General features: G+C 62.8%; 13 protein-coding genes. 4 read left to right on the top strand and 9 right to left on the bottom strand.

Translation table 11 applies throughout. The features are described from left to right. Window positions 1-18: 18 nt before the first annotated feature. Window positions 19-666, bottom strand: a complete 648-nt coding sequence (gene kynB, locus ACO550_RS21540; RefSeq protein ID WP_315594857.1) for an arylformamidase — start codon at window positions 664-666, stop codon at window positions 19-21. Window positions 667-813: 147 nt separating this feature from the next. Here kynB and ACO550_RS21545 point away from each other — a divergent pair, with 147 nt between their 5' ends. After that, window positions 814-1,308: an Lrp/AsnC family transcriptional regulator gene (locus ACO550_RS21545; RefSeq protein WP_315594856.1), complete on the top strand. Its 495-nt coding sequence runs from the start codon at window positions 814-816 to the stop codon at window positions 1,306-1,308. Between the two features lie 5 nt (window positions 1,309-1,313). Here ACO550_RS21545 and ACO550_RS21550 read toward each other — a convergent pair whose 3' ends face one another. Beyond that, the gene (locus tag ACO550_RS21550; RefSeq protein WP_315594855.1) at window positions 1,314-1,886 is read right to left on the bottom strand and encodes a flavin reductase; all 573 of its coding nucleotides are present in this window, start codon (window positions 1,884-1,886) and stop codon (window positions 1,314-1,316) included. Window positions 1,887-2,197: 311 nt separating this feature from the next. Between ACO550_RS21550 and msrA the strand changes: the two genes are divergently transcribed. Further along, complete coding sequence (msrA, locus tag ACO550_RS21555) at window positions 2,198-2,740, top strand: peptide-methionine (S)-S-oxide reductase MsrA (protein ID WP_315594854.1); 543 nt, start codon at window positions 2,198-2,200, stop codon at window positions 2,738-2,740. Between the two features lie 12 nt (window positions 2,741-2,752). On the opposite strand, the gene ACO550_RS21560 is transcribed toward msrA, so the two are convergent. From ACO550_RS21560 to ACO550_RS21580, 5 genes are all read right to left on the bottom strand, one after another. Next, window positions 2,753-3,823: a DUF72 domain-containing protein gene (locus ACO550_RS21560; RefSeq protein ID WP_315594853.1), complete on the bottom strand. Its 1,071-nt coding sequence runs from the start codon at window positions 3,821-3,823 to the stop codon at window positions 2,753-2,755. A 10-nt stretch (window positions 3,824-3,833) separates the two neighbouring features. After that, window positions 3,834-5,075 (bottom strand): class I SAM-dependent methyltransferase, encoded by a 1,242-nt coding sequence (locus ACO550_RS21565; RefSeq protein ID WP_315594852.1) that lies wholly within the window; start codon window positions 5,073-5,075, stop codon window positions 3,834-3,836. A 304-nt stretch (window positions 5,076-5,379) separates the two neighbouring features. Then, window positions 5,380-6,018 (bottom strand): pyridoxamine 5'-phosphate oxidase, encoded by a 639-nt coding sequence (gene pdxH / locus ACO550_RS21570; RefSeq protein ID WP_315594851.1) that lies wholly within the window; start codon window positions 6,016-6,018, stop codon window positions 5,380-5,382. Window positions 6,019-6,134: 116 nt separating this feature from the next. After that, window positions 6,135-7,346: an MFS transporter gene (locus ACO550_RS21575; RefSeq protein WP_315594850.1), complete on the bottom strand. Its 1,212-nt coding sequence runs from the start codon at window positions 7,344-7,346 to the stop codon at window positions 6,135-6,137. Window positions 7,347-7,689: 343 nt separating this feature from the next. Further along, on the bottom strand, window positions 7,690-9,996 hold the full coding sequence (locus ACO550_RS21580) for an AsmA family protein (RefSeq protein ID WP_315594849.1): 2,307 nt from the start codon (window positions 9,994-9,996) through the stop codon (window positions 7,690-7,692). A 182-nt stretch (window positions 9,997-10,178) separates the two neighbouring features. On the opposite strand from ACO550_RS21580, the gene tcdA reads away from it, so the two are divergent. After that, window positions 10,179-11,030, top strand: a complete 852-nt coding sequence (gene tcdA, locus ACO550_RS21585; RefSeq protein WP_315594848.1) for a tRNA cyclic N6-threonylcarbamoyladenosine(37) synthase TcdA — start codon at window positions 10,179-10,181, stop codon at window positions 11,028-11,030. Between the two features lie 14 nt (window positions 11,031-11,044). Here tcdA and ACO550_RS21590 read toward each other — a convergent pair whose 3' ends face one another. Continuing rightward, a complete protein-coding gene (locus ACO550_RS21590; protein WP_315594847.1) occupies window positions 11,045-11,623 on the bottom strand; it encodes an ATP-binding protein in 579 nt (192 codons plus the stop codon). A gap of 118 nt (window positions 11,624-11,741) precedes the next feature. Between ACO550_RS21590 and ACO550_RS21595 the strand changes: the two genes are divergently transcribed. Beyond that, window positions 11,742-12,215, top strand: coding sequence for a hemerythrin domain-containing protein (locus ACO550_RS21595; RefSeq protein ID WP_315594846.1), 474 nt, complete (start codon window positions 11,742-11,744; stop codon window positions 12,213-12,215). Between the two features lie 30 nt (window positions 12,216-12,245). Here the strand turns inward: ACO550_RS21595 and trxA are convergent, their stop codons facing one another. Further along, a complete protein-coding gene (gene trxA / locus ACO550_RS21600) occupies window positions 12,246-13,085 on the bottom strand; it encodes a thioredoxin (RefSeq protein ID WP_315594845.1) in 840 nt (279 codons plus the stop codon). Window positions 13,086-13,272: the final 187 nt, after the last annotated feature.

Below are 13,272 nucleotides of genomic sequence, written 5' to 3' on the forward strand. Positions count from 1 at the left end.
GAGATTCGGTGTTTCGGTTCAGAGCTCGCGCAGTACCGCGCGGACCGGGCTGGCATCGAGCGTGGCCAGGCGCAGGGGCAGCGCTATCAGCTCGTAGTCGCCAGCCGGCACGTCATCGAGCACGATGCCTTCGAGAATGGCCAGGCGGTGGTCGCGCACGGCATGGTGCGCGTCCATGGTCTTCGAGGTTTCGGGGTCCAGCGATGGTGTGTCGATGCCGATCAGCTTCACGCCGTGGCGGGCCAGCAGCGTGATGGTCTCGGGGGCCACGGCACAGAACGACGCGTCCCACGTGGCTTGCGGCGCCTGGGCATAGGTGCGCAACAGCACGCGCGGCGGCACGTCGGACAGCGCATGTTCGATCTGGTGCGGCTCCACGCGTGGCGATGCGCCAATGCAATGGATCACGCGGCATGGGCCCAGATAGGCGTCGAGCGGCACCTCGCCAATCGGCGCGCCATCTGCCGCATAGTGCAGCGGTGCGTCGGCATGGGCGCCCGTGTGCGGCGACATGGTGATGCGGCCGACATTCACGGGGCAGTGTTCATCGAGTTGCCATGCGGGCTCATGGCGGAACGGCGTATCGCCGGGCCAGACCGGTGTGGCGTTCGATACCGGCGGGGTGATATCCCAGATCCGGCGTTGCGTGATGGGGGCGTTTGGCATGATGTCTCGGGGGCGTTTCTACAGACGCGGTACGTGTGGGGATCATAGTCAAATCCTCCGAGAAGAGGCTTGCGAAATGCCCCGTGCAAACAGCCATCTTTCGCATAGAATTGTGAAGATCTACGGAAAAACAGAAGATTCTGCGAAATGACCCTTGATCCGATCGATTTGCGCATCCTGACCGCCTTGCAGGAGAACGGCCGCATCAGTAACCAGGACCTGGCCGACCGGGTGGCGTTGTCGCCGTCGGCTTGCCTGCGGCGCGTGCGCTTACTGGAGGAGGGTGGGGTAATTGGCGGCTATCGGGCCTGGTTCGACGCCGAACGACTGGGGCTGGAGATCGAGGCGATTGTGCAGGTGTCGATGCGCCACGACGTGGAGGGATGGCACGACACGTTCAACGCCGTGGTGCAGACCTGGCCGGAGGTGTTGACCGCGTATGTGATTACTGGCGACAGCAACTACATTCTGCGTGTGCAGGCGCGCAACCTGAAGCACTACTCCGATTTCATCGTCAACCGGCTCTATCGCACGCCCGGGGTGATGGATATCCGCTCCAACATTGTGCTGCAACGGATCAAGACCGATGGATCGCCGCTGGCGATCCTCAAGGATACCAACCAGTCCAAGCCATCCAGCTAGCCAGATTAGTCCTGCTGGTCCGGATCCAGCGGTCCCAGCGTGGAAAACCGCGCGCCCTGGAATACCAGTGGTTGTCCGCCCTCATCGAGAATGCCGCAGCGTTCCACTTCACCGACGAAGATCACGTGGTCGCCTTCGTCATAGCGGCTGCGGTTGTGGCATTCGAACCATGCCAATGCATTGGCCAGGATCGGTAGTCCGGTTTCCGACAGGCGGTAGTCCACGCCGGCAAAGCGGTCGCCCTTGAGCGAGGCAAAGCGCTGGCACAAGTCCAGTTGCGATGCAGCCAGCACATTGACGATGTAGTGCGAACCATCGCGGAACATGGGCAGGCTGTTGGCGCGCGTGGCCATGCTCCACAGCACCAGTGGCGGATCGAGCGATACCGAATTGAACGAACTGGCCGTAATGCCGATATAGGGCGCGCCGTTGGCGTACGGGTGGTCGGCCGCGTGCGTCGTGATCACCGTCACGCCGGTCGCGAACTGCGACAGCGCGCGCTTGAAATGCTGGCTGTCGAAATCGGGGGCGGTAGCCTTGCGGCCCGCGGGGGCGGCTTCGGCCTCTGGCATGCCCATGTCTCGGGCTCCACACAAATCCATGATCTTCATATCGGGGTGGCCAGCGCGCATTCAACACGCATAACCTAATCCGCGGGGGGCGGCCATATCAGTGGCATGGCGCACAAACGTGCACGGCTGCCGAATGCAGAGATTGTAGCGGACTCCGGACAATCGCCATTGGAGTGATGTCTTCGGCTTCCTGACGCGATCTTTACGCGAGTTGTTTCATTTTTACCGGCAATGCCCCGCTCCATTGCTTATGCTGGAAACCATGCCCGCAGGAGCCGGCGCGGCATGGAAACCCCGATGCGAAAGGGAGCGAGCGAATGGATCATGGACTTGAGATCGCCACGCTTGGCGGTGGTTGCTTCTGGTGTCTGGAAGCGGTGTTCCAGCAGGTGGACGGTGTGCGCGCGGTGGAATCAGGCTACACAGGAGGGCATGTCAGTCATCCCACCTATCGTCAGGTATGCGAAGGTGACACCGATCATGCCGAAGTCGTGCGCCTGACCTTTGACCCGGCCACGATTACCTTCCGCGAGATCCTTGAAATCTTTTTCTCGATTCACGACCCTACGCAACTCAACCGGCAGGGTAACGACGTGGGCACGCAATACCGCTCGATTATCTTTACGCATTCCGAGGCGCAGCGTGCCGTGGCCGAATATGTGATCGGCGAACTGGTGGCCAACAAGGTATATGACGCACCAATCGTCACGCAGGTGGAACCCGAGCAGCCATATTGGCGCGCCGAGATGAGCCACCAGAACTATTACCAGGAGCATCCGGCGCAAGGCTATTGCGCGTTCGTGATTTCTCCGAAGCTGGCCAAGTTCAGGCGCGACTATTCGCACCGCATGCGGCGCTAGGCCGGCCGCGCTTCACGCTTCAAGTCTGTCGGCGATCGCCGCTGCAAGCCTGGCAATGCTCAGCGGCGCGCAGCCTTCGGCGTTGTTGCTGACGATCACGTAGGCCGGCTGGCCTGCGTGCAGCGTTCGCGCAACTACATCGGCGATGGCATCGCGCGTGGTGTCGTCGGCGTCGGCAAGTTTGTCGAACGGCGCGTAGGCCTGCTCGGCCATGGCATACGAACGTCCCTCGCGCAGCATCCAGCGCAGGACCAGTGGGCCGGCCGCGCCGTCATCCATCAGCATTTGCGCATGGGCCTGGCGCGCCACCGGTGGCAGCCGGTCGCGCGCTGCCAGGCAAAAGCGCACGCCACGGTCGCGCAACAGCCGGATATAGCGTGGTGTCAGCAGCGACGCGTCACGCAATTCGACGGCATAGCTCGCATGGGGCGTCAACGCCGGATCGAGCGGCGGCAGCGCGGTCAGGAAGGCATCGAGCCGTGCGAAGAAAGCCGGGCCATCATCGGCAACGTTCTGCAGTGGCGATAGCTGGAACAGCAACGGCCCGCAACGTGGGCCAAGGCCACCGGTGGCCGGCGTGATGAAGTCACGTGTGGCGATCTCCGGATTCAGGAATGCCGCGTTGGCCAGGCGTCCCGCGCCATCTGGCCCACGCAGCCATGCGTCGCACACACTGGCCGGTGCCTTGACCAGGAATCGGAAATCTTCGGGCACCTGCGCCGCGTAATTGAGATAGTCGGCCAGCGGGATCGGGCCATAGAAACCGCGATCGATCCCGGCCGCGCGTAGCAGCGGATGCTGGCCGCATGCCCGTAGTCCCTTGCGCGACAGCAGGCTTTCCGTGTACTGGCCGTCATAGACCATGCCGTGCCAGCCTGGATACGACCATGACGACGTGCCGAAATACAGGTTCGGTGGCAGGCGGCTGGCGAGCGTGGTCAGCGCGGCATCTTGCGTCCATGGCTGGACGATCTTGCCGACGGGCTTTTTCTTGTCGGGATGGCCTGCGGTAGCGGGCCCCGGAGAGGCATTGGGCGATGCCGGTACGTCGGCATCGCCGAACAGGTCGAGATTGTCAGTCAAGCGTCAGGCGTCAGGCGGAATTTCCAATCGGAGACGCGTAAATATAACGCCGCGAGACCGGGAACGTATCGGCACTCCGGCCCGCCTTCTGGCAAACCACCTGATAGAGCGACATTTTTCCCATGGTGAATGCATGCGCGCAGCCGGCAATATAGATGCGCCAGATGCGGTATTTCTTCTCGCCTACCATCGTGCGGATCGTCTCCGAGTTGCTCTCGAAATTCTCTGCCCAGTGGCGTAGCGTCTGCGCATAATGCCGGCGCAGCAACTCGACGTCGAACGCTTCGAGACCGCCTTGCTGCGCGGTGTTCAACACCAGGCCGATATGTGGCAACTCGCCTTGCGGGAATACGTAGCGATCCATGAAGCCCGAACCATCCATCGGCACTTCGCCGCTGTCCGGGTCGGAAACCGTGATGCCGTGGTTCATCACCACGCCCTCGTCCTTGAGCAGTTTGCTGATGCGGCCAAAGTAGCCGGGCAGGTTTTCCTTGCCGACGTGCTCGAACATGCCAACGCTAGTGATGCGATCGAACTGCCCCTGCGTATCGCGATAATCCTGCAGCCGGATTTCGATACGGTCCTGCAGGCCGGCCTCTTTCACGCGTTCGGTTGCCAGGTCGAACTGGTTCTGGGATAGCGTGATGCCCACGCATCGAGCGCCGTATTTCTGCGCCGCACGGATCACCAGCGCACCCCAGCCGCAACCGATATCGAGCAGTGTATGCCCCGGTTCCACGCGGATCTTGGTCAGGATGTGGTCGATCTTCTTCAGTTGCGCGGTGGCCAGGTCTTCATTGCCGTCCTCGAAGTACGCGCACGAATAGACCATGCGCGGATCGAGCCAGAGCTTGTAGAAGTCGTTTGAAACGTCGTAGTGGTACTGGATCGACGCCCTGTCCTCGGCCTTGGTATGCGCGAAATGTTGCGCTACCCGGGCCAGCGCTCCGCCGGCACTGCGCGCGGCTGCGGCCGAGAAGCCATAGCCGACCTTGATGATGTCGGTCAGGCGACCATCGAGATCGATCTTTTCCTGGACGTAGGCTTCGCCGAGGTTGTCCAGGCTTGGCACCAGCAGCAGGGGCAGGGCCGAGGCCTCGCGCACGGTCAGCGTGACGTCGGGCTTGTCGAAACTGCCCAACTGGTACTCGCTACCGTTCCAGAGCCGGAGCCTGACCGGCAGGTTGGCCTGCTGGCGGAGGTCAGAGATCCAGCTGTCTAGCTGCTTGTCGATGGCTTGCTTGAAGAACATGCGGCTTTCTCCCGATTGGTTGGTTATCCCTCTCGAACGAAATGCCCCATGGTCGGCTGCGCGTACTGGTTACCTGGTCGCTGATTTCACGACTGCTGCATGCGGCTCGCAGCGCTGGCCTGGGGGGCCCACCGATACATGGCCGGTGCGGCGTCTCACCAACTTTACGCCAAAATCCGCAATTGTGCAGTGCGGGTCGCCGCTGACTACGAAGTGCGTCGTAGCTGTCAGATCAAGCAGGCATTGCAATTGGCATTACTGCCATGCGGCCGCTCCACTGCGCCCCATTACGCCTGACTACGCATCAAGGCGACAGCCGCACGATCTGCCAGCTGCCATCGGCCTGCTGGCGATAGCCGATCCGGTCGTGCAGCCGCGACGGCCGCCCCTGCCAGAACTCGATCCAGGTAGGCCTGACGCGATAGCCGCCCCAATGCGGCGGTCGCGGTGGGTTCTCGCCGAAGCGGTTGCGGAAGTCGGCCTCGCGCGCTTCCAGTACATCGCGGCCGGCCACTTCACGGCTTTGCTCGGAAGCCCAGGCACCCAGGCGCGAGCCGAGCGGGCGCGTCGCGTAGTAGGCGTCGCTCTCGGCATCGGCCACTTTCTCGACAATGCCTTCCACGCGCACCTGGCGTTCGAGTTGCACCCAGTGGAACAGCAATGCCGCGCGCGGATTGGCCTCGATGTCGAGGCCCTTGCGGCTTTCGTAGTTGGTAAAGAAGGTGAAGCCGTTCGCATCCATGCCCTTGAGCAGCACGATGCGGGCAGACGGCTGGCCGTCAGCACCCACGGTGGCCAGCGTCATCGCGTTGGGTTCGGGCAGCTTGGCCTGCATGGCCTCGTCAAACCAGGTCTGGAACTGGCGGATCGGATCGCCTGCCACGTCGGATTCGGATAGTGCGCTCAGCATGTAGTTGCGGCGCAGGTCAGCGAGCTGGGTCATATCGCATGTCGAAGTGTCTGGTCCACATGGACATCATGTGGACGAGGATGCTTCGAGTATAGCGAATGCGCCGCACGACGCATTTGCGCTGTGGCAATAGAAACGTAGCCGTTTCCCTATTCCGTGAGCTTCACGGTGCTGGCCTTGGGCGCCGTGCCGCGTACCTGCTTGCGCGAGTAGTAGTTGGCCGCGCCCATTGCGCCGGCCATCGACAGGAAGATCGGCAGCATGCCCAGCGCGGTACCCACCACGCCAAACGTCAGCGGCCAGACCACCTGGCTGGTGTTGAGCACGGCCGAGCGCAGGCCCAGCGCTTCGCCGGCGCGGCCCGACGGCGACACGGTATGGAGAATGTTCATCACGTTCGGTTGCGCGCTGCCCAGGGCCAGGCCCAGCACGAACGCGAGGCCGCACATCAGCCAGAAGTGCGACACGAACGGATAGACAAGGTAGGCCAGGGCGCCGACCAGCAACGCCAGGCGGATGATCTTCCATTCAGAGAAATGGCGCGAGACCATCGGCATGGCCACGCGGATCGCCAGCGTGGCGATCGAGAATGCGCCGAGTACCCAGCCGATCATCGACGGCGACAGTCCGATACGGGTGCCCTGGATCGGAATCAGGAATGCGTGCAAGTCCCACGCGGCGGAAAGCACCGCGCTGGCGACAAATACCGCGCGCAACTCGGGGAATTGCAGCAGGTCCAGCGTGGAATGGCGCGAGCCGTCCTCGATCGCGATGCGACCGGCATTGCCGCCCGTGGCTGGCAGGCGTGGCCGTACGTACTGCAGGCCCGCCTGGCCCACCAGCGCCACCACCACCAGCAGGCAGAAAGCGGTCCGGAAACCGGCATGCTCGATCGTGTAGCCCATGGCCACCGGCCCGAGCGTGCCCGAGATCGACAGGCCCAACGCGTGCAGGGTGTAGTTGCGCAGCCGCGTTTCATTGGTCGAGACCTGGCCGATCAGTAGCTGCATGGCTACCTGCACCAGCATGAAGCCGACCCCGATCAATGCGCACGCGGCGTACAGCGATGAAATGTCGTGCCATACCGCCGGCAGCAGCGTGCCCGCCACCACCATCAGCGAGCCGGCGGTCATTGGCAGGCGCGGGCCAATTTCGTCGATGCGCTTGCCGGCGCGGATGGCCAGGAACATCGGCAGCAGCGCGTAGAGCGACATCAGGATGCCCAGCGTGACCGTGGAGGCCTTGAGCGAAATGGCAAATAGGGAAACGACGACACGGCTGGCGTTGAACGCCACGTGATTGCACACCGTCAGCGCGATCAGCCAACTGATCGGAGGGACGGCGGCGTGAGGCAACGTCATGGTGGGCGCGGGGGGCAAGAAGGTGGTTCGCGCCGCCGGCAAGGGTCTGTCGTTCCGGGCGATAAGACGCGCGAGAAAGAAAAATGGATGCGGCCGAAGCCGCACCTTACAAGACACCGATGGCCGGACTGGAACCCGGCAACGGCGACGTTGCATGTCGTTGTTCGTTCAATACTTGCTTAATCAACGACCGTTCGATTATGCGACTGCTAGCGGGCCATGCACAACTTCGGTGAAGGGGGGCGTGCAAATGCGCAACACATTGGCGGCCACAGCGGCCAATGTGTTGCGCATTTGCTGCACTGAGAGCGGCGTTGAGGCGACAGCGAGGGGTTGGCGGTGATCAGCCGCCTTGATAAAGCTGTGCGTCGTTGGTTGGGCGCGACGGATTCTGCTGCACCGAGGGCGCGGGCAGGCGGGGCTTGGTTGGCGGCGGTGAGGGCTCGCCGCGCGCCGCATCCGATTTGGTGGGCGATTCGGGAATGGCCGGGCCTGCCTGCTGGCCCTTGCCGGCCGACGGGCCCTGGTAAGTCTTGCCGGGAGGTGGCGCGGTAGGCCGCTTCTTGAGTTCCGCCAGCAACTTCGCGCACTCGCTTTCGTCGCCGCCCGGGGAAATATCGAGCAGCGGTACCAACATGGCCACCGGCGCAGTCAGTGCCAACGCCAGTGCGCCCCCGGCCCGCAGCGCCAGGATCGCGATATTGGGGCTCACCGACGGATTCTTGAACGTACCGCCGACATAGAGCGGTGAGCGCAATGAAATGATGCGCAGTCCCTTCGAATCGGGGTGGATCGTCAAGGCCAGCCGTTCGTCCTTGAAATCGACCGCGCCATCGGTGGTGATGACAGCGTCCTGGGTATCGAGCACGAAGGTCTGGGCGCGAGCCACGCCGTCCTTGAAGCCGAACGCGCTGACGCCACAGTTGATCTGCACGGGCTTGTCGCCAAACAGTTTCGAGACCACCACGCTGCCTACATTCAGGCCAATGGCTTCGAGGATGAACTTGCTGACCGTGCCGTTTTCCACCAGCAGCTTGGCTTCGCCATTGGACGACCCCATCAGCGCGGCCACGGAATTGCCGGTGGCGGAGAGCTTGGCGCTACCGTTGATTTCACCAACGCTGGCGCGCGTACTTTCCACCTTTGGGAACAGTTGCTTGATCTTCAGGTGGCGCGCGGTCATGTCGAGCATCGCGCCCATCGGCTCGCGCTTGCCGTCGAGGCGGATCGTGGATACCAGGTTGCCGCCGGCCACGCCAAAGTTCAGTGGATCGAGCAGCAGCACGCCATCGGTCAGTTTCAGATGCGTGTTCAGGTTGGTGATGGGCAGCGCTTCATCGCGCACAATGCGTTCGCCGGTAAATTTCACATCGGCATCGATCTCATCCCAACGCTCGGTGCGGAACGGCGCCACCGGCAATGCCTTGTTGGCGGGCTGCTTCACCGGACTTTCCTTGGCCGCCTGGCCGGGCTTGGCGTCGGCGCCGATCAACGGCGCCAGATCCGCGAACAGCAACTGCTTCGAGACCAGTTCGCCAGAGAGCATCGGGCGTGGCGAGCGCTGGGCGAACGTGAGCGTACCGCCAAGATCGCTGCCACCTACCTTGCCGGTGAAGTCGCGATAGGTATAGGTCGATGCCCCCTTCTTGAGCGTGGCGACGAGGCGACCCTGCGTACGATATGGTGGGGTCGATGGCAGGACAATGCCGGTCAGCCGATACAGTGACGCCATGTTGTCGCCCGAGAGCATCAGGTTGACATCGAGTGCCCCCAGATGGGCCGGATTGGTCAGCGTGCCTTCGACAACGGCGCGCGTGGCGCCCACGCGCACGTCGGCCTGGACCGGGTACGGCGTATCGACGTCGCGCAGGCTCAGCACCGTACCGGCCTTGCCGTTGGCGTTGATGGTGGCCTGGTTGTAGTGGCCTACCGCCTTCCAGCGGATGCCATAGCGGCTCTCGTTTGTGTCCTTGCCAGCCGTGCTGGCCGGCGCAGAAGCGGGTGTGGTGGCTGCCGCCGATGCTGCCGAGGCATCGGTGGGTGGCACCAGCGCGCCATCGCGCGCCTTGTCGTAAAGCGCCTGGTCGCCAACGGTGTCGAGCGTGGCCTGCAGTTCAATCTTCTCCGCGGCATCGGCCAAGGCCAGGTTGCCGCGTTGCAGGACCACTTCGCCAATATCGAGATGCCATTTGGAGTGGCCGGTCTTCGGGCCAGTGTCGAAGGTCCAGTTGTTACGCTTGTCGGCCAGCCGCTCCAGCCAGACCGCGGGGCTGTCCACCACGATCGTTGGCACATTGATCTCGTGGACCAGTAGTGGCACCGGGCGCAGCACAAAGATCAGTTCGCGCACCGTGCCCATATTCGGCGCCTTGGCCCAGTCAGGGTTGCCGATCGTGATGTCCTTGGCGGAAAGGCGCGGCCAAGGCACCAGCGTGCGCCAGCCGGTCTCGCCCTGGGCGCGTTTCCATGTGACCACAAGGTCGCCGTTGATGGCGAATGGCCGGCCAATGGCCTGCGAGACCTTGTCGTTGAGCCACGGCTTGAGCCGGTTCCAGTCGAAGGTCAGGATGATGATGACCAGAAGCGCGATCAACGCCAACGGCGTGAATACGCTCCATAGAATGATTTTCTGGCGACGCGAGGCGGGCATGAAGGGGTGGACTCCTGTTGGCGGCCGTGCGGCGAATGGACCACTGCAACCCTATTGTAGGGAAGCTCACGCTGCGTGGTTGTCGGCCTTCGGCTGACATTGCGGTCGTCGGGAAACCTATTTTTTCCCCGGATGGATTTCGGCTGCTGGCATAGAATGCCGGCAGAAATAAGAAATCCGCCATGACAATTGCCCCCACGCCTCTGGCAGAGCAGGACCTGCCTGCCCCCCTGACCCACGAAAGCCCAGCCGACGACGATTACCATCGCCGCTTTGGCGGTGTGGCACGTCTGTATGGCGTCGAAGGCCTGGCGCGGCTCGAAGCCGCCAACGTGTGCGTGATCGGCATCGGCGGGGTGGGCAGTTGGGCCGCCGAGGCGTTGGCACGCAATGCGGTGGGCCGCATCACGCTGATCGACCTCGATCACATTGCGGCGTCCAACACCAACCGGCAGATTCATGCGCTGGGCGATGCCTATGGGCGCGCCAAGGTCGAAGCCATGGCCGAGCGAATCGTAGCGATCAACCCGCGTTGCCGCGTGACGCCCATCGATGACTTTGTCACGGAGGACAATGTTGCCGCGCTGCTGTCGGGCTTCGACTATGTGATCGATGCCATCGATGCCGTGAAGATCAAGACCGCGATACTGGGTTGGGCGCGTCGCGAGGGCGTGCGCGTGATCACCTGCGGTGGCGCGGGCGGCCAGCTCGACCCGACGCGTGTGCGTGTCGATGACTTTGCCCGCACCGTCCAGGACCCGCTGCTGGCGAAGGTGCGCGGCAACCTGCGCCGCCAATGGGGCTTCCCACGCGATCCGAAGAAGAAGTTCGGCATCGAGGCCGTGTACTCGGACGAACCGTTGCGTTATCCGGAACCCGAGCAGCAGGCGTGCGAAATTGACGAGGTTCCCCCGGCACCGCGTCCTGGCCCGCAAGGGTTGGCGTGCGCGGGATTCGGATCGTCGGTGGGGGTGACGGCCGTATTTGGCTTTGTGGCCGCCTCGACAGTGATAAACGCGCTCGTGGCCGGTTGAAGAACGCGTCGCGATCAGCCGGCCAGCGTCTTCAGCAACTTTTCTATTGCAGCGTCATCGGGCGCCTGGTTGTCGAAGTAGATCAGTTCGGGATACTCGGTGGGACTGGGCGAAAAACGGCGGGTGCGATAGGCGTCCCAGTGCGTGAGCTTGTACGCGTCATTGGGATTGCCGCGCTTGATGATGCGCGCATGCGCTTCGTCCTCGGGAAGATGCACCCACAAGATACGGGTTTGCGTGCCCTCCGGCACATGCAGCCACTGCGGATCGATCAGCTGATGCGCGCGGATCTCGCGTGACAATGGCCCGATCACGATCACGCTGATACCGAGCATCAGGTTCTCGCGCGCGGTGTCGAGCAGGCCTTCGTATTCGGGGTCGCGCAGGTTATCTAGGTAGGCCGGACTGTCGCGGTCGTTCGGGTCGCCAGTGATGGCGCGCATGGCGGCGGCACTGTAGCGTCCGTAGAGCGTGTCCTTGTCGAGCAGGCAGAACGGTTCACCGGTAGCCTGCATCAGCGGTCCGATCAGCCGGTGCGCTAGCGTGGTCTTGCCGGTGCCGGCGTGGCCGCAGAAGAAGATCAGTCGGGGCATGGCAGGGTGTCTGGCAGAAGGCGCGAGCGTCAAGCATACCGTTGTTTGCGGAAAATCAGATCGGATTGCCGGGAAATCGGTATCCTTTTCGCCTGACTCAAAAGAAAGCTATCGGCCCATGTCCGCAGCACACAATCCCTACGAAGGCCTTTCGTCGGAAGGCCTGCCTGACGCGCTTCGCCTCGGCGAACCGGTGACTGACGCCACCCATGCCGAATTCCTGCAACTGCTCGATGCGACAGCCCGGGCCAGCGACACCGATTTCCTGGCCGCATTCGACGCGTGGATCGAACACACGCGTCATCATTTCGAGCAGGAAGAGCAATGGATGGAGGCCATGCAGTTCGGCCCGCGCCATTGCCACACCAATGAACACCAGGGCGTGATGGCCGTAGTCAAGGCCGTGCGCGACAAGGTGGCCGAGGAACAGGCGGATCCCGAGGGCCCTGGCAAGGGGGGACTTTCGCTGGGACGCCGCCTTGTCGATGAACTGTCAGGCTGGTTCGACAATCACGTGAAGTCGATGGATACGATGATGGTCGAGCATATGAAAGCCAACGGCTTCTCGTTGATCGAGGCGCCGGCGGCTTGAAGGGGAGGCAACACTCAGTTCCTCACCCGCTCAATTCAGCGCCGTACTCAACTGCCGCCGCCACTTCGATACCAACTCGGGCGTAGCGGCCATCATCTCGAACACCGATAGCATCGTCTTGCGGCCGACATCGTCTTCGAAGCTGCGGTCGCGGCGCACGATTTCCATCAGTTGCTCGAGCGCGGGTTCGTACTCGCGGCGCGCGATCAGTACGCGGGCCAGGTCGAGCCGTGCGCTCAGGTCTGCCGGATTAGCCTGGACCTGGGCCTTCAGCTCCGCACCGTCGGGAAGGTCATCCAGACCCTTCATGGCATCGAGCCGGGTGCGCAACGCGGCGTAGGCATCTTCTTGCGGTGCCAGTGGCGACAGGCGGCCAAACTCTGCTTCGGCAGCGTCGATGGCATCGCCGTCGAGCAGGAAGCCGATATAAGCCAGGCGTGCCGCGTCGTTCTCGGGGTCGTGGGCCAGGACGGCCTGATAAGCGGCCTGGGCCCCGTCGCGATCGCCAGCCGCTGCCAGCGCCTGGGCATCTTCCAGCGTGACCACGCCGTCGTTCGGCGCCAGCGTATCGAGGAAATCGCGTAGCTGCGATTCCGGTAGCACGCCAACAAACTGGTTGACGGCCTGGCCATCGGCAAATGCCACGACATGGGGAATGCTGCGCACGCCGAAGTGCGAGGCCAGTTGCTGGTTCTCGTCGACATTGACCTTGACCAGCTTCCATTTGCCGTCGGCTTCGGCCTCGAGCTTCTCAAGCATCGGACCGAGCGTGCGGCATGGTCCACACCAAGGTGCCCAGAAATCGACCAGCACCGGTACCGGGCTGTTGATGACTTCGGCTTCGAAATTCTGCAGGGTAACGTCGCTCATGTTCTGCACCTCGGAATCAGATGGCCACGATAGTGGCCGGACTTCACCATTGTGAGGGCAGAGCCCCAAAAAACAACCGTCCCTGCAGCAAAGGAGGGAAAACCTCCTGTTGAAAATAGAACGGTCGTTCAGTTATATTGCTTGACCACTACGCAGGGCCCGCCTTGCGCAGCACGCGATCCCAGAA

Source organism: Cupriavidus sp., from assembly GCF_057315035.1.

Coding starts and splice junctions, on each gene's coding strand:
- kynB (WP_315594857.1), bottom strand. CDS start 666: ATGCCAAACGCCCCCATCACGCAACGCCGGATCTGGGATATCACCCCG.
- ACO550_RS21545 (WP_315594856.1), top strand. CDS start 814: ATGACCCTTGATCCGATCGATTTGCGCATCCTGACCGCCTTGCAGGAG.
- ACO550_RS21550 (WP_315594855.1), bottom strand. CDS start 1,886: ATGGGCATGCCAGAGGCCGAAGCCGCCCCCGCGGGCCGCAAGGCTACC.
- msrA (WP_315594854.1), top strand. CDS start 2,198: ATGGATCATGGACTTGAGATCGCCACGCTTGGCGGTGGTTGCTTCTGG.
- ACO550_RS21565 (WP_315594852.1), bottom strand. CDS start 5,075: ATGTTCTTCAAGCAAGCCATCGACAAGCAGCTAGACAGCTGGATCTCT.
- pdxH (WP_315594851.1), bottom strand. CDS start 6,018: ATGACCCAGCTCGCTGACCTGCGCCGCAACTACATGCTGAGCGCACTA.
- ACO550_RS21575 (WP_315594850.1), bottom strand. CDS start 7,346: ATGACGTTGCCTCACGCCGCCGTCCCTCCGATCAGTTGGCTGATCGCG.
- ACO550_RS21580 (WP_315594849.1), bottom strand. CDS start 9,996: ATGCCCGCCTCGCGTCGCCAGAAAATCATTCTATGGAGCGTATTCACG.
- tcdA (WP_315594848.1), top strand. CDS start 10,179: ATGACAATTGCCCCCACGCCTCTGGCAGAGCAGGACCTGCCTGCCCCC.
- ACO550_RS21590 (WP_315594847.1), bottom strand. CDS start 11,623: ATGCCCCGACTGATCTTCTTCTGCGGCCACGCCGGCACCGGCAAGACC.
- ACO550_RS21595 (WP_315594846.1), top strand. CDS start 11,742: ATGTCCGCAGCACACAATCCCTACGAAGGCCTTTCGTCGGAAGGCCTG.
- trxA (WP_315594845.1), bottom strand. CDS start 13,085: ATGAGCGACGTTACCCTGCAGAATTTCGAAGCCGAAGTCATCAACAGC.